Annotated in this window: 14 protein-coding genes; 11 read left to right on the top strand and 3 right to left on the bottom strand. The window is 44.3% G+C overall.

The window, feature by feature from the left end; all coding sequences use genetic code 11:
* On the bottom strand, positions 1-193 hold a 193-nt coding region (locus F6J94_RS06635; RefSeq protein WP_293038329.1), incomplete at its 3' end, for a hypothetical protein.
* A gap of 433 nt (positions 194-626) precedes the next feature.
* Between F6J94_RS06635 and F6J94_RS06640 the strand changes: the two genes are divergently transcribed.
* From F6J94_RS06640 to F6J94_RS06660, 5 genes are all read left to right on the top strand, one after another.
* Positions 627-1,469 carry an FtsQ-type POTRA domain-containing protein gene (locus tag F6J94_RS06640; RefSeq protein ID WP_293038334.1) on the top strand — a complete coding sequence of 281 codons (843 nt, stop codon included), beginning with the start codon at positions 627-629 and terminating at the stop codon, positions 1,467-1,469.
* A 219-nt stretch (positions 1,470-1,688) separates the two neighbouring features.
* Complete coding sequence (gene ftsZ / locus F6J94_RS06645) at positions 1,689-2,960, top strand: cell division protein FtsZ (protein WP_293025337.1); 1,272 nt, start codon at positions 1,689-1,691, stop codon at positions 2,958-2,960.
* A gap of 107 nt (positions 2,961-3,067) precedes the next feature.
* Positions 3,068-3,217 (top strand): hypothetical protein, encoded by a 150-nt coding sequence (locus tag F6J94_RS06650; protein ID WP_293038338.1) that lies wholly within the window; start codon positions 3,068-3,070, stop codon positions 3,215-3,217.
* A 72-nt stretch (positions 3,218-3,289) separates the two neighbouring features.
* The gene (locus tag F6J94_RS06655) at positions 3,290-3,868 is read left to right on the top strand and encodes a hypothetical protein (RefSeq protein ID WP_293025335.1); all 579 of its coding nucleotides are present in this window, start codon (positions 3,290-3,292) and stop codon (positions 3,866-3,868) included.
* Between the two features lie 947 nt (positions 3,869-4,815).
* Positions 4,816-6,165 carry an NB-ARC domain-containing protein gene (locus F6J94_RS06660; RefSeq protein ID WP_293038341.1) on the top strand — a complete coding sequence of 450 codons (1,350 nt, stop codon included), beginning with the start codon at positions 4,816-4,818 and terminating at the stop codon, positions 6,163-6,165.
* Between the two features lie 225 nt (positions 6,166-6,390).
* On the opposite strand, the gene F6J94_RS06665 is transcribed toward F6J94_RS06660, so the two are convergent.
* Positions 6,391-7,644, bottom strand: a complete 1,254-nt coding sequence (locus F6J94_RS06665) for an FtsX-like permease family protein (protein WP_293038344.1) — start codon at positions 7,642-7,644, stop codon at positions 6,391-6,393.
* A 504-nt stretch (positions 7,645-8,148) separates the two neighbouring features.
* Complete coding sequence (locus F6J94_RS06670; RefSeq protein WP_293038347.1) at positions 8,149-8,292, bottom strand: hypothetical protein; 144 nt, start codon at positions 8,290-8,292, stop codon at positions 8,149-8,151.
* A gap of 24 nt (positions 8,293-8,316) precedes the next feature.
* Here F6J94_RS06670 and F6J94_RS06675 point away from each other — a divergent pair, with 24 nt between their 5' ends.
* The 6 genes from F6J94_RS06675 to F6J94_RS06700 all read left to right on the top strand — a co-directional run bounded on the left by F6J94_RS06675 (position 8,317) and on the right by F6J94_RS06700 (position 17,028).
* Positions 8,317-9,525, top strand: a complete 1,209-nt coding sequence (locus F6J94_RS06675) for a response regulator (protein WP_293038350.1) — start codon at positions 8,317-8,319, stop codon at positions 9,523-9,525.
* 98 nt (positions 9,526-9,623) lie between these two features.
* Entirely contained in the window at positions 9,624-9,989 is a 366-nt protein-coding gene (locus F6J94_RS06680) for a response regulator (protein ID WP_293025330.1), read from the top strand.
* A gap of 29 nt (positions 9,990-10,018) precedes the next feature.
* Entirely contained in the window at positions 10,019-10,564 is a 546-nt protein-coding gene (locus F6J94_RS06685; RefSeq protein WP_293038353.1) for a chemotaxis protein CheW, read from the top strand.
* A gap of 133 nt (positions 10,565-10,697) precedes the next feature.
* A complete protein-coding gene (locus F6J94_RS06690; protein WP_293025326.1) occupies positions 10,698-10,973 on the top strand; it encodes a hypothetical protein in 276 nt (91 codons plus the stop codon).
* Between the two features lie 8 nt (positions 10,974-10,981).
* A complete protein-coding gene (locus F6J94_RS06695; protein WP_293038356.1) occupies positions 10,982-13,753 on the top strand; it encodes a methyl-accepting chemotaxis protein in 2,772 nt (923 codons plus the stop codon).
* Between the two features lie 233 nt (positions 13,754-13,986).
* Positions 13,987-17,028, top strand: coding sequence for a methyl-accepting chemotaxis protein (locus F6J94_RS06700; RefSeq protein ID WP_293038359.1), 3,042 nt, complete (start codon positions 13,987-13,989; stop codon positions 17,026-17,028).
* The last annotated feature ends 18 nt before the right edge of the window (positions 17,029-17,046 follow it).

Consider the following 17,046-nt stretch of genomic DNA (forward strand, 5'->3'; position numbering starts at 1 on the left):
CCGGCGTCAGGTGTCGCCGGCGACGCGGTCGCGGGTGAACCGGCTCGCCCCTCGCCAGACGAGGGTGAGAGCGATGGCCCAGATCAGTGACAGCGGAAAAATCGATATAGTATGGATGGTCTTCTGGATTACCCATATCTAAGGTTTTAGCTGGGTTACACGCTTTGAAAAATCTTGGTAGATGCAGTTCCATAAATTAACCTCCCACCGTTGTGGTGATGGTTGTGGTTTACAGAAGGCGGTTAGAAAGCCCACTCCTTCAACAGGGTGATATAGGAAGCGTGGCCAGTGATTAGTCTTTTGTAAAAGACTAATCACTAATCACTGGCTCATCCCACGACCAAGGTACGTGGAATGAGTTAACTATATAGGACTGATTAGGCACCAATGCCTTTTTCCATCAGGCTGATGGAACCTGTTAAGTATAAAACGTGGGAACCTAGTAGTGGTTAAATTAAAAAAAGTATTTGGTGCTCACTGAGGAATTGCAAAGTTCAAACCTTGTCGTTACCCAGATTTTTGGGTAGATTGGCGTGAAGCGATCGCGCCGCAGCGCAAACGCCCACGCGCCAATTGTCAGGCTTACTTCAAGTCATAAATGTACTCTGTCGATTGATCGGTAGTAGATGACCAACATCGCATCAGTCTCTCAATCACAATTGTCTAATCGACGCAAACAACTGCGACGGACACGCCGGATTCAATTTTATCAAAGGATTTGGCGTACACTTTTGGTGGGCGGTATCGCTGGAAGTTTACTCTGGGCAATAACTTTACCAGATTGGATGATTCGTCACCCAGAACAAATCGAGATTCAAGGGAATTATTGGCTTTCTGCTGAAGCGATACGCTCCCTGCTGCCTTTATCCTATCCCCAGTCTTTACTGCAAGTACAACCCCAAGTCCTTGCCAAGTTTCTGGAGTCTGAAGCTCCTATTGCTTCGGCTCTAGTTAGCCGTCAACTAATACCACCAGGATTGACAATACAAGTTAGAGAGCGTCAACCAGTGGCTATTGCTGAGCAGAGTAAGCTCCAAACCAGAAAAACTAAAAACTCTACCCCAACCTTGGGTTTAGTCGATGAGCACGGGATCTGGAGCCCCAAGAGCAGTTACGAACCACTCTCGGCCAACCTGCAGTTGCCGAAGTTGAAAGTGATTGGTCAAAATTCCGTTTATCGCCCTTACTGGTTCGATGTTTATCAAGCTGTGAGTCAGTCGGCTGTAAAAGTTTTCGAGATCGATTGGCGAAATCCAGCCAACTTAATTCTGAAGACCGAGTTAGGAAATGTACATTTAGGTCCTTACACTGAACGCTTACCCACGCAACTGAGAGTTCTAGATCAGATGCGAGAATTGCCGAAGCGCACACAAAAGAGCAAAATAGCTTACATTGACCTCCAAAACCCAGACTTACCATCTATTCAAATGATGACAGACCATGACAGTGTGCAATCGGGAGTTAAATAAGGATAACGAAGAAGGTCAGACAGGTGATTAGCCCTACTCTGACGGCTAAGCCGAGGTGATATTTCCAGCAACCTATGTTTTGTTTCAGGTCAGTTATCGGGTATAGAGCCAGCCGTTGCCAGGGTCTTTGGTTTTTCAATCAACTTACTCTATAGTTAACTCAGACTGCTACATATAACTTATAAAGATAAAGATAAACACTTACCCTCACCTGTTGCAATGACGCTTAATAGTAAACTAGGGCTTGCTGCTCAAAGTTCTAAAATCATCGCAGAAGCAGATCTGTCATTAGGATCCGACAATACACATCCTTTTAGTAACTCTGTATTACAATTCGGTCAAACTTATGATTCTAATCGCATACCCAGGGAAGAAACTAGGAGTGACAATATCGTGCCAGGTAGCGTTGCAAAAATCAAGGTCATTGGTGTTGGCGGGGGTGGTGGTAACGCAGTTAACCGCATGATTGCCAGTGATGTCAGTGGAGTAGAGTTCTGGTCAATTAACACAGATGCTCAAGCACTAGCCCAATCATCAGCCCCCCAACGCTTACAAATGGGGCAGAAGTTGACCCGAGGGTTGGGAGCAGGAGGGAACCCAGCCATTGGTCAAAAAGCCGCAGAAGAATCCCGGGAGGAAATTGCCCAGGCTCTCGAAGACACTGACTTGGTTTTCATTACTGCTGGGATGGGGGGTGGTACTGGCACAGGAGCTGCCCCGATTGTAGCAGAAGTCGCTAAAGAGATGGGTGCTTTAACTGTGGGAGTGGTCACTCGTCCATTTACCTTTGAAGGACGCCGCCGTACTTCCCAAGCCGAGGAAGGAATTGCCGCTCTGGGGAGTCGAGTCGATACCCTAATTGTTATTCCCAATAATAAACTCTTGTCAGTGATTTCAGAACAGACTCCTGTTCAAGAAGCATTTAAAGTAGCTGATGATATCCTACGTCAGGGGGTACAAGGGATCTCTGATATTATTACTATTCCTGGCTTGGTGAATGTGGATTTTGCCGATGTGCGAGCGGTGATGGCAGATGCTGGTTCGGCTCTGATGGGCATCGGGATGGGTTCTGGAAAATCCCGAGCCAGAGAGGCAGCAGTAGCCGCCATTTCTTCTCCTCTGCTGGAGTCTTCTATTGAAGGGGCTAGAGGGGTAGTTTTAAATATTACTGGTGGCAGTGATCTGACCCTCCATGAAGTGAATTCAGCAGCAGAAACTGTTTATGAAGTGGTTGATCCCAATGCCAATATCATCTTTGGAGCAGTAATTGATGATAAGCTCCAGGGTGAAATTAGAATTACTGTGATTGCTACTGGATTTACCGGAGAAGCCCAGTCTGCACCTAAATCTGTGGAAACTCCCCTGAATCGGCGACCGATTGCTCCTACACCGATGCCCCCTACTCCCAAGGTTGAGCCTAAGAGTAGACCAGGATTAGATATTCCAGAATTCCTGCAACGGCGTCGTTTTCCTAGAGGACCAAAGGAGTAGAAAAAAACTGACGGAAACCAAATGGCATGGAAGTAAAGCAAAGCAACCTATAGCCAAGGCAAGACTATTGTCGATCCCCTTGGTAATTGCTGATTTTACTAATAGGCGTGAAAACTTCCCTAGAGATTGCTCCTGAGCCTGAACCCATGGGAAACTTTTTTCGGTTATCACTATCAATAGTCAGCCAGACTATGGAGCGGGAGTTTTTTTTGAGTATCTCCCTAGCTTTTAGCCAACAAGGGCTGCCCACAGATTAAAATTTCAACTATTCTTGCCTTGGATGAAGTTTAGCTATACTTATGACTTCTAATCACCGAACCAACCCCCCTATGCCCAAATCCAGTAGCGATCGTTACCCTAGTTCAACATCGGCAAACAAATCGAATACATACTGTCCATCAGTACCAATTTCTGTCTACCGGGAACTAGCAGCTGAGTTGCAAGCAACACAGGCGATGTTGGACTCTCTCCATTCTCAAAATCAGCATTTAGTTAAACAACACCAGCAGCTGCGACAGGAAGTTAAAAAAGTTATTAATTCAGCTCTGCATCTACAGCAGGTGATCAATTCCTTAGAACCAGTGAGTCCAGCTGAAGTCCATCGACCTCAGCCAGTAAAGCCGCCGGAACCCCGTCAAGCTCCACCAATTCCACCCCAGCGCACCTCTACAACTATCCCAGGGGGTGAATTTTCCCCACCTCAGAGGAAACCTCAAACCCCTACCTCTTCCTATCGAGAAACTTTAGTGATTGAACAAGAAAACAATCGCTCCCTGCGAAGTTCGCAGCCAGAGGCAGTCTCATATGTCAATGGCTGGGTGTTGGTTATAGCTATCTTGGGAATTGTCTTGAGCGCATTTGGTGCTGGCTTTTTGGTGGTGAAACCGATACTAGATAGTAATCGTTGAACCATTTTGCTGCTTGATTAATCGATTAATGGCGGGTTCTTTGAGATTCATCCGCCAATCTATTGTTGTACTAAACCTCGGCTGTATTTACCGCTATTTTCGCCTCCGCATTGCACCATTAATTGGAAAATTACCATCATTACTGTCAAGGGAAATCGGTTTGTAGCAGTTAATGGCCAGGTCTATAAGGTTTGCCAGGGTCAATTGTGCCCAGAACATTGGCTGATCACAGATCTGTTTACTTAGATCAAATCCACAGTCATTAGTCAGTGGTGAAGGGCAACAAAAAACCTGCTCAACCTGAGTTCGATATAAGCGATCGCTCCACGAAACAGTAAGGGATACAAGCTTTGGACAACTAGGGTATATTAAGGCTTTCAGCGTTACGTTGAACTCAGGTTAAAATTCATAACAATGAATTTTAGCAGAGTGAGTATTTAACGGGAAGTAGAACTGGTAGTACACAGCAAGCCATTCTAGGTCGGTTGTGAGTCCCCTCTTCACGTGAGTTCGAGATCAGGGTACACTCCACGAAACAATCACGGTGCGCGCCTCCAAGGGCGCGAGGGATTGCTCGCGCCCTTGGGTCGCACCGCAGGGATACAGGCTTTCAGAGACTAGGATAGATTAAGGCTTTCAGGGTTAGGTCGAACTCAGGTTCTTCCTATGATGACTGCAGTTACCCCTCCTCGTTGATATCCCTAGCCATAGTTTTTGAGGAACGTCTGACCAACAGACATACATATGTGATGGATTTAAGAAACACAAACCGGCAGCAAATGCCTCAACCATAGGGGTTTGACAAAGTCTGTCTTCAGAGATGGGTTTGAATTGATCGGGACACAACTGGCAGGTAAAACTCATATTAATGACCAAAATGGCAAGCAGTTCTCAGAAAGAGGATTTACAATGAACTATCAGGTTTCTATGAGTATGAGCGTGCAATTGTGATTCCCTATGACTTTCTAAAAGCGATCGCAAATGAACACGGTGTATCTAAAGCCGAGCTGGAGGTTGTGGCTTTGGCGATGGAGGGTCAATCGACAAACGCGATCGCAAAAACCCTCGACATTAGTGAACATGCAGTGCGCAAAAGACTCAGCGAGGTCTACAAAAAGTTTCCTATATCAGGGACAGGGCCTGTAAAGCTAACCAAACTGCAACAGCTGCTGGTCAATCGGTATCAGACTCATATAGAAACCCAGGATATCTCCTCTAACTGCAGAAGCTATACCCCTATCTCTACTGTCCAATCCTCAAACCCCAAGCACATGGATTGGGGTGAGGCACCAGATGTTTCTGTTTTCTATGGTCGCACTGAAGAACTACGCCAGTTAGAAACATGGATTGTTAAGGATCGTTGCCGATTGGTGGCACTACAGGGTATGGCAGGGATTGGTAAAACCACCTTGTCAGTGAAGCTGGCTAAACAAATTCAGGATCAGTTCAAGTATGTGGTATGGCGTTCCTTAAGTCAGGCACCCCGGTTAGAGGATATCCTAGCAGCACTGCTCCAATCTTTATCTGGGCCCCTAGAAACTGTAGGATATGAAACCGCCGAGGGGTCAAACCCACTCCCTAGTTGTCAAACTGCCAAGGAGCGTATCTCCCAACTAATTGAGTACTGCCGCCAACACCGCTGTTTGATAGTCCTCAACGGTGCCGAATCTATTCTACAGATTGGTACACTTGCGGGCATCTACCGAGAAGGCTATGAAGGCTATGGTGAATTCATCAGACGCTGGGGAGAAGAACCCCATCAAAGCTGTTTGTTGATTACCAGTCAGGAGAAACTCAGCGAAATTTCGTTACAAGAAGGAGAGACTTCACCTGTGCGTTCCTTAAAACTTGAAGGTTTAGGGGAAGCCGCTCAGTATATTTTGCAGGAAAAAGGATTGTCTGGGCAGAAAAACTGGGACTATTTAATTAAGGCGTATCGTGGGAATCCCTTGATGTTAAAACTTGTTGCCATAACCATCAAAGAAGTTTTTGATGGCAGTGTGACCGATTTTTTGGCAACTACCCTATTTACCCATGACGTTAGTGACTTTATCGAAGAAATCTTAGATCGGTTATCAGATTTGGAACATAAAATTATATATACAATGGCTAGTCACAAAGAACCTGTAATTCTAACTCAATTACAGGATGAATTACTGGAGATATCGCCTCAGGAATTACTCAGGGCTCTAGCCTCCCTGAGACAGCGATCTCTAGTGGAAAAATCTCAAGGCGGGTTCACCTTGCCTCCTGCAGTCATGGAAGTGACTAACCAATTAATTGCTGAGCGAGAATAGTCATAATATCCCAGTTTACTAATTTTTTTAAACTATTAAAAGTTCAATTTTATAATTGGGTGATATCGATTCCAGTTAATCAATTCCTATTCAGGTAAGTCGTTAATTTTAAAGTGTTGATGGTCAACGGTCAATTAACACTTTAAAATAAAAAAAAATTAACAAGTTACCAACAACCAAGAATGATAAGTATTAAATTGGATATGATATGACTCAACAGGGTTTCTAGGCTTTAAATACAATAGCTGGATCAATACGAGTCACCTTTTGGATAGCGAACAAACCGGAAGTGACACACATTACCACAGTTATGCCAAAAACACCTGTGGCAGACACTGGTGTGATCAAAAGGATAATTCCTTTTGATTTAACCCACACACTCAACCCCCAGCAAAGGAGCATACCAGGCACATAACCAAGAACAGCCATCCACAATGCTTGTTCGACTATAACACTATAAATAAACCGATCCGGTGCGCCCATTGCTTTTAGGGTACCAAACTCTTTGATATGGTCAGAAACTGAGGCGTAGAGAATCTGAGTGACAACTACCATGCCAACAATCACTCCCACAGCAGCACCTAGACCCAATACAAAACCAAGACCTGTTCGCACCTGCCAGTAATTTCGGGTCTTGCGTGCCATCTCAAGCTTCGTATAAGCACGAGTCCCGGGTAAAGCAGCTTCTAAATTCTGCTTGAGTTGCTCAAGATCCTGCCCTACTTTAGCCTTTACCATAATATAGGTAATGGGGTCTGTTAGGCTCAAAGGTGTAGGTTCAGGAATCTCCGACTCATCAGACTTATTCAAAGACTTTGACTTTTCGTAAATAGTAGTACACTGCAAATTATCTGAAGATTCTACAGTGCAGTTAAGCTTAGAGGTATAGCTTGTGTTGATATAGGTATTGGCATTTTCTAAGGAAGCAAATAAGAATGGGCTAGCTACAAGGGATTGACTCTCCGTGGTTAAGCCGACCAATCGAGCAGGCAAGAAGTTAACCGTAGCGGTATCACCGATATCTCTGAGATTGAGCGTCGGTAATCTGCTTTGATCCACCATAACCGTGTAAGGCTCCTTAAGGGCTTTCAGTCTACCCCGAGTGATTGTTCCGGGTTGGAACAGTTTTCCCCCTAGGTCAAATCCAATCAACGTAACAGGACTGGTATCTCCCTTAAGAGGACGCCATCGACCTGACCCCATCAGTAGTGCTTCTGCTCGCTCCACACCTTTGACTCCTTGAGCTTGATCCAGCTGATTCTTTAAAAGTGGCTCGGTTAGCTCAAACTGAACCATTCGGTCAGAACTTACCCATATATCGGCCTCGGATCCCTCAATCAGAAGAACTGTAGAGCGAGTGAACCCGTTGAGCAGACCAGTTTGGATTGTGACTAGGCTAACGGCAAACATAATTCCTGCTTGAGCGACCAGAAAGCGAGGAATGTCTGCCCAGAGGTTTTTGCGAGCAATAGAGACCATAGGAGATTATGCCGAGATAACTTTTAAGTAATATCACGTCCGAGAGCTTATAAATTGTAAGGTGTGGGTTTTTGGTAATTGTTATTTCTCCCAACCTTGCCTTCGAAGAAGACCTGATCCCAAGCGCCAGTCACGAAAACTAGTCCATGGGCTTACTCTCTTGATTTAAAAAGCTTCCAGAACTTAATAGGGCAAGGGTTTCATGGGTGTAGCGCGTTCTTCTGAATACTTACAGTCAAAGTCATAAAGCCAGTGTAACTCATAGACTTTTAATTAACTAACATTAACTAACCAGTAAATTTTTGTAAATCCCTGCCAAGATGGCAACACGGCTCAGTGGCAAGATTGATACATTTCAGTAGTTTTCTGGCATAGAAGGTCATAAATAATCAAAAACTTCCGTCAATGCGTAAATACCCCATAGTGTCTCTCTTGTAATTTGTGTAAACTCACGGATACATCAACCTCATAAAATTCTGTAGCATTGAGCTAGCAGTTACCTGATCAATCATAGGTTACTTGTGCATCTCGGTGAAAGTCTTTAACTGTTCCCGGTGTTTTTTCTTGCCTATGGTTAAGAAAGCCTCTTCCCAATCGGCAAATCCCATCCGGTAATGGCAGCACTAGGACAATCAGTTTTGCTGACAACGGCAATCAGGTAAACCAAAGGCAATGATGGCGATAAAACAAAATTATCCTCTAATTCCAATCAAAGAGTTTACTTCCGTCAAACAAGCTGGGTTGTTTGAAATTTTGAAGCAGCCTCGGTTTAGCGGTCAACTCATTCTAAGTGATCCAAATAAACAAGAATGGATATTTCACATTTATATGGGTCGCCTCATGTATGCTACCGGAGGGACTCATCCAGTGAGACGGTGGCGTAGAAACCTACTCATTCACTGTCCTCAGACATCTGCTCAGCTTTCATCACTGCAAGACGATCTAGCTAATACCAATTGGGAAGATGTCAATGTCTGTTGGGACTATCATTTGCTATGCCTATGGGTAGGTCTGCATAAAGTTACCCGTGATCAAGCCGTCAAAATGATTCAGTCTGTCATGGTAGAAATACTTTTTGATGTTACCCAAGGCATGCAGATCACCTATAAAATCAAACCAGATTCCTCATCATCATTATCATCATTGTTTAAACCACTGGTCTTGATTGACGCAGAGCAAGTCATCCATGAAGCTGATCAACTTTGGGAAGCTTGGCAAAGTGCTCGTGTAGCAGACCGCTGCCCTAATCGGGCACCAATCATCAGGCAGCCCAAGCAACTGAGAATTAAAACATCCCCTCAGGCTTACCAAACTATGACCAAGCTGTTGAATGGACAATATACCCTACGAGACTTGGCCATACTAATGAAACGGGATACTAGGGCAGTTACCCTCTCGATTCTACCTCACCTGCAATCAGGATTAGTGGAACTGATAGAGATTCCGGATTTACCTGCTCCAGTTTCACTACCTCCGAACGAAACATCGGTAAAAACTGTTCCTGAGCAGAAACCTTTGATTGCCTGCGTGGATGATAGTCCCCTGATCTGCCAAAGCATGGAAAAAATTCTTACCTCAGAAGGCTATCGCTTTGTGGCTATTAATGATGCACTTAGGGCGATCGCTACTTTGTTAGCTAGTAAGCCAGAGTTGATATTTTTAGATCTGGTCATGCCAAATGCTAATGGCTATGAAATTTGCGGTCAATTGCGTAGGCTCTCCTTTTTCCGCAATACTCCGATCGTGATTTTGACCGGTAACGACGGCATCATCGACCGTGTGAGAGCTAAGATGGTTGGCTCCTCAGATTTTCTGAGTAAACCCATCAATCCTGAAGAGGTATTGAGAGTTATCATTAAACATCTTAAACAAGTTAATTAGAATTGACTAGATAGCCGAAATTTAAGTGTTTACAAAAAAAACCGTTGAAACACTTGCTTACCTGATTATAATTTTAGAGTTATTTAAATCGGATAAAAATGGTTACCGCATTAATTGTTGAAGATTCATTAACTGATCTAGAAATTTTCAGAGGTTATCTCAAGGAAAATGGGTTTAATGTATTAACTGCCAATAATGGCTCAGAAGCCCTAGAAAAAATTAGCAGTAATCAGCTGGATTTGATTGTCCTTGATGTTGTCCTTCCGGATCGCAGTGGTTTTGAAATTTGTCGAACCCTTAAAAATGAAGCTAATACAAGCCAAATACCTGTGATAATCTGCTCCACCAAAGATACTGAAATGGATAAATTTTGGGCGTTGAAGCAGGGAGCAGATGCTTACCTGTATAAGCCTGTTGATAACGCAGAACTCCTAAAAATCATTAACCAACTGGTCAAGGGCTAAATCTGAGCTATAAAAAAACAGAGATCATCATGGTATCCAAGTTTATCCCAGCTTCAGCTTCCCCATCATCAGCGACAGAAACTGCTGCCAATGAAATTAGACAGCAGTTTCTGCGGTTTCATCTAGTACCTGATACTACTGCTTTAATGCCAATTAATCAGCTGACTGAAGTGCTGACTATTGCTGTTGGTCAAATTATTCCAATTGCCCATATGCCACCTTGGGTGATGGGTGTTTACAACTGGCGGGGTGAAGTTCTTTGGATGGTCGATCTCGGACACATTGTGGGATTAACTCCTTGGCATCAGCAACCGGTAAACACATCACACTACACCTCCTTAGTGTTGCATATCCAGTCTCATGATCCTAAGTCCGTTAAATACAACCAAATGCTAGGGTTGGTCGTCAACCGGGTAGAGGACATTGAATGGTGCAATCCCGATTTGATTCAACCTCTGCCGTCATCAAGCATGAATCCTGAATTGGCAAAGTTTTTACAGGGATATTGGCTGAAACATGGTGGTGAAATGCTAGTAGTTTTTGATGGAAAACTAATTTTTAATACCAAGTTTTAATTATACTATTCATCGAATGTAACTTGAACGTATTATTTAATTATTATAACTAATAATTATTTATTTTAAGTTTTAAAGCTTAAACTTATAAAAAAAATACGGTTTAAAAATTAATTTTATTAAGTATTTAATCATGAAAAAAGCAACGAATAATTTTAATGTCAATGGCAACACTACCAATAATAGTGAGATAGCTAAATCAAAAAAGGCGCTGGTGAAGACACTCTTACCTGAGTCAACTATTCCTAACGTTAAATTGCGGGTTGTTCAAGAGTTAAAAGAACCTGAGACCAAGGTAAACCATTTGCCAGACCAAGATATCAACGCAGAAGATCAGCTCCTGGAACTGGTCAAAACTGAAAAAAAAAAAATCAGAGGAATAAAAATACTCTCAGCCGCCAGTTGTTGACAACGATTATGCCAACGGTATTGATTCCTCTGACTCTGGCTAGCCTAGTAAGTTACAGAATTGTTCACGACCATGACAAAGAGCGAAATAAATTACAGCAGCAGGAGCAAGCTCTAATTGCTGGTGAAGCAGCTAGCCAACTGATTAAGGATACCTTTACTGTACCAACCTTATTAGGGAGTAATCCTTTAGTCATCAATGCAGCTCATGCTAGTAGCAAAACCGCACAACAGCAACAACTTCAGAAACTGGCTATTCACGAGATTGAATTACGTTTTCAAAACACAAAGCTCCTCCAACCCAATCCACAACTCAATCGTTACTTAAAGAGAATCGTTAAGGATGTAGGTCTAGGGGAATTATTTGTCACTGACCGCTATGGGTACAACATTGCTTATAGTAATCCCACCTCTGACTTTGTGCAAAGGGATGAAGACTGGTGGCAACAAGCAAAGCGTCAAGGGCGTTGGGTCAGTGAACTGGACTTTGATGATTCAGCTAATGTCTTTGGTTTTGATCTAGCTCAGGCAATCAAGGATCCTCAATCAGGAGAATTTCTTGGGGTGATTAAAGCTGTGCTACCCATGAATCAATTAGAGCAACTGTTCCCTTATCTAGAACATATCGGATTGATGGGTTCCCAACAAGTGCAGCTGATAGACACTAGCCAAGGCATGGTAATTAGTACCCTCACCCCTGAAGGTAGTCTGGATGAGGAAGATATCATTGGGGGTGAAGCAGTTTGGGAAATTGCTAAGTTTTTAGTCCAGGCACCGACCCAGCTAACTATTAATACTAAGCAAGACTTCAATCGTTTCAAAGCTAAGTATTCACTAAAGGAAGAAAGACTTTCGACCTATAAGAATAAAACGGGAAAGCAGGTAAAAATTGTTGACTTCCTCTATAAAGATAAGTTCTATACCATTGTGACTAACCCACACACAGATTGGGTATCCGTTGCTTCTGTGGACAAATCAGAACAGCAAAGCGCTGGTAATGAGTTAATTGTAGCGTTTATCTTAATAGCCCTAGCCTTGGGAGCAGTAACTTTGGTAGTTGTTCTGCTTTTATCCCGCCGCCTATCTGCTCCTCTAAGTCAATTGTCTGATACAGCCAAGGAGGTGACTGCAGGTAATTTAGATGCGATTGCTCAACCAAGTGGTACCGCAGAAACCCAAACCCTAGCTCACACCTTTAATAACCTAGTCGCCCGGATTAAAGTTCTGGTACAAGACCAAAGCCTTGACGCTAAGCGTGCTAAGCAACTGAAAGACATTACGATTCAGCTAACTCAAGCCCTTGACCTGCAAGATATCCTGGATATGGTAGTGCGAGGGAGCCGACAAGGGCTGGATGCGGATCGAGTGGTTGTCTATCGCTTTGACCCCAATTGGAAAGGTACTGTCATTGCTGAATCCGTGGCTGCAGGTTGGCCCCAGGCTCTCGGTGCGGAAATTGCTGACCCTTGCTTTGCAAAGGATTACGTCTATAAGTACATCCAAGGTCGAGTTAAGGCAACACCGAATATTTATGAAGCTGGTCTGACCCCGTGTTACCTGAAGCAGTTAGAACCCTTTGCGGTCAAAGCCAATTTAGTTACCCCAATTCTGGTTGAAGGGGAACTTTTGGGCTTATTAATTGCTCACCAATGCAGTGAACCTCGAGCCTGGCAAGCTTCGGAAATCGATTTCTTAACCCAAGTAGCTAACCAAGTGGGACTAACTCTTGACCGGATCAACCTCTTGGAACGGCAAAGAATTGCTGAAACCGAGCAACGGACGGCTAAAGAGCAGCTTCAAAAACGCGCACTGGAATTGCTGATGGAAGTAGACCCAGTTAGTAAAGGAGACCTCTCGATCCGTGCCCGTGTGACCGCCGATGAATTGGGAACTGTTGCTGATTCCTACAACGCTACGATTGAAAGCTTGCGGAAACTTGTGGTGCAAGTGCAACAGGCAACGAAGCAAGTTACCAGCACCACTACTCAAGATGAAGCAGCGATTCGAGAATTATCCACAGAAGCCTTGCGACAGTCGGAGGAAATTACGGCAGCTTTACAACGAATTCAAGACATGACGACTTCAACTCAAGCTGTGGCTGCTAGAGCCTCTGAAGCTGAAGCTGCAGTCAAACAAGCGGCTCAGACAGTCGAAGCTGGGGATACTGCTATGAACCGCACTGTGGAAGGCTTTATGGCGATTCGGGAAACTGTAGGCAGCACTGCCAAGAAGGTCAAACGCCTTGGGGAATCGTCCCAAAAGATTTCTAAAGTAGTTAACCTGATTAGTAATTTTGCCGCTCAAACCAACTTGCTAGCGTTAAATGCTTCTATTGAGGCAGCTCGTGCTGGGGAAGAAGGTCGAGGCTTTGCGGTGGTTGCGGATGAAGTGCGAGCCTTAGCCCATCAATCAGCAGAAGCAACGGCAGAAATCGAAAAAATTGTGGCACAAATCCAGATGGAAATCAATGAGGTGGTAGCTGCCATGGAAGCTGGTACTGAACAAGTGGTAGGAGGAACGAAACTGGTGGATGACACCAGGCAGAGTTTGAATCAAATCACTGCAGTAATGGTCAAGATTAATGAGTTGGTCGAAGCGATCGCTACCGTAACTGTTGAGCAAACTCAAACAAGCGTTTCAGTGACTCAGACTATGACTAATGTGGCAGCGATCGCTAATCATACCTCCATAGAAGCGTTGCAGGTATCCCACTCGTTTAAACAACTGCTTACAGTTGCTGAGCAACTGCAAGATAGTGTAGGCAAGTTCAAGGTGAGTTAGTGTTCTTAGTCAATTGTTAATTTTTAATTCTTAATTCTTAATTCTTAATTCTTAATTCTTAATTGCCATTTTCAAAGCAACTGTGATCTCAACAAGATTGACTGGGAATTCTATGGCTGTAACTTCTGAAGTTTTTCAGTCACCCCGAGTTAGGCAATGGTGGCAGCGATGTCCAAACCCTGGGTGTCTTCACAACGAGAAACTACCTATTTTTAATTAATTGGGCGTATTCCATGACTCAAATCCCTCCTCAGAATAACTCCCTTAAGGATAACAATGGTCACAAGATTGATAATTATGATCTTAAATTTTCTGATAATTTAGCTTATAAATTATCAGAAAATGGTCATAATGGCAGCTACCAAGCTTTGGATCTGTCAAAATCTACCCTTAAAACTAAACTGGGGAAATCACTGCTACCACTACCTAAGTTAATCCAGTCAAAGCTTGCACCACCCCAAAGACTTCCATCTTTATTTTTGAAATGGTTTTATGATTTGCCCATACAAGGTAAACAGCTCTTAGCCCTGTTCACATCAGAAGTGATCTCCGTAGTTGGCTTAGCAGGTGTGGGGGCTTTTTTGATTGTTACAGGAGGTCGTGCTCAATTAATCAACCAAGCCAAATCAGAATTGGCGGTTATGGATATTATCTATAATATCAAAATTAATCAGATGGGGTTTGGTTTTCGGGGACAATCTGACAATAGCGCAATTATTCAAGCGGTTCAAACCTATGCTCAAGGTAAACCCTTAACCCCCGGGTTGCTTAAACAAGTGAAAGATATTCTTCAGCAAGAAATCCAGACTCGTCGGATTGAATATGCCACGTTGGTGGGAAAGGATCGGCGAATTCTTGTCAATGCTAATGCTGATCGAACTGCGGAGTTTTTCGATCCCAATGACTTAGTCAGTCAGGTTCTGGAAAATCCTCAGCAAATTAAAACCAGTGAACTGGTCAGCTGGTCTGAAGTTGCTCAAGAGTCTCCCTTCCTACCTGCTGGGATTGTCCAGCAAAACAATCTGTTGATTCGCTACACCGTCACACCGGTTAGAGCCACCGACACAGGGGCAGTTTTGGGAGTACTGGTTTCTGGGGATATTGTCAATGGCAAGCTGCCTATCGTCGAGGATACCCTAAAGTCTTTTGGGGGAGGTTATAGTGCGGTATATCTACGTCAACCGGATGGTCAATTTGTCTTGGCAACTGCCTTAGACCAGGGTAAAAGTACCAATTTAGCAGAAGCTCAACCGAAAGTCTTCTTGCCCGATACCCCTTTCCTGAATCAAGCGGTAACAGCTCAGGGTAATCCGATTACCAAACGCATCAAGATAGGGAGGGAAACCTATACAATCGCTGCCAGGACGCTAAATAATTTTAGTGGTAAGCCAGTTGCCCTTTTGGTAAGGGGAACCTCAGAAGCTCAACTCAACTTCCTCCTCAGCAACAAGCTACTCCTACAGTTGGTAGTAGTGATCTTGGCTGTGACTGCTGATATATTACTAGCTATTCTGCTAGGACGAGCCATTGCTAAACCTATCCAGCAGCTACAAAACTTAGCCGAGCAATTTGCTCAAGGGTCACGCCAAGTCCGAAGCAATCTGATCACTAACGATGAGATCGGTAAGCTAGCTAGGACCTTTAATGAAATGGCTGAGAGTGTTACCAGTCAGGAAAACGTGGTACGTCGAGAAGCAAATCGGACACAGGTCATTATTAACCTTGCTGCTACCCCCATCGACAAATCTCTCGACCTCAAAGCTCTCTTCCAAGAAGCGGTGGAAAAAGCCCTCAATCAATTGAATGCTGACCGGGTAGTTATCTACCGCCTGAATCCGGATGGTAGTGGCTACATTGAATTCGAGGCAATTCAACCGGGTTGGCCGAAAGCAGTTGAAAATATGGTTGAGGATAGGATTGAGAAGAAAATTGAAGATGCTTGTATTCCACAGCAACTGCTTGATGCCTACAAACATGGGCGTGTCATTGCCACCAATAATGTATTTGAAGCAGGTTTCCATCGTGACCACGAGAAGTTGATGGAACGATTGCAAATCAAAGCAAATTTAGTGACACCAATTGTCCACGCAGAAACACTCTACGGTTTACTTATTGCTCATCATTGTAGGGCCCCACACCAGTGGCAAGAGTCTGAAATCATTTTCCTGACGCAGTTATCTGTTCAGCTGGGCAATGTTATGCAGCGAGCCACATCCTTAGAACAAATGGAAGCAGCCCGCCAAGAAGCCGAAAATCTTGCTCAGGAACAGCGCCAGCTCAAAGAGGAGCTGCAAAAGCGTGCTCTAGAACTGTTGATGGAAGTAGAGCCAGTTAGTAAAGGAGACCTCACTATTCGAGCCCAAGTGACTGCCGATGAATTGGGAACTATTGCCGATTCCTACAATGCTACAATCGAAAGCTTGCGGAAACTTGTGGTGCAAGTGCAACAGGCAACTAAGCAAGTCACCACCACCACTACTCAAGATGAAGCAGCGATCCGAGAGCTATCCACAGAAGCTTTACGACAGGCGGAGGAAATTGCTAATGCTTTACAAAAAATTCATGACATGACAGTCTCAACTCGCTCTGTGGCTGCCAGTGCCTCTGAAGCCGAAGCTGCAGTTAAACAAGCAGCTCAAACGGTGGAAGCCGGAGATGCTGCTATGAACCGCACTGTAGAAGGTTTTATGGCGATTCGGGAAACTGTAGGTAGTACGGCTAAGAAGGTCAAACGCCTTGGGGAATCGTCCCAAAAGATTTCTAAGGTAGTCAACCTGATTAGTGGCTTTGCTGAGCAAACTAATATGTTAGCCCTCAATGCCGCTATTGAGGCGGCTCGTGCTGGGGAAGCCGGTCGAGGCTTTGCGGTAGTTGCTGATGAAGTCCGAGCCTTGGCCCATCAATCGGCGGAGGCAACGGCGGAAATTGAAAAGCTGGTAGCAGACATTCAGGCGGAAACCAATGAGGTGGCAACCGCTATGGAAGAGGGAACTGAGCAAGTGGTAGTTGGGACTAAACTGGTGGATGAGACCCGCCAGAGTTTGAATCAAATTACTGCCGTAACGGTCAAGATAAATGAGTTGGTCAAAGCAATTGCCATCACAGCTGTTGAGCAAACCCAAGCCAGCGAATCAGTGACTGACACTATGGCTGACGTAGCAGCGATCGCGAATAGAACCTCCACAGAAGTCAGCCAAGTATCTAACTCGTTCAAAGAACTGCTAACAGTGGCTGAGCAACTGCAAGATAGTGTGGGCAAGTTCAAGGTGAGTTAGTGTCATTGTAGTTATTAG

The organism is Moorena sp. SIO1F2, from assembly GCF_010672755.1.
In the GTDB taxonomy this organism is placed as follows: domain Bacteria; phylum Cyanobacteriota; class Cyanobacteriia; order Cyanobacteriales; family Coleofasciculaceae; genus Moorena.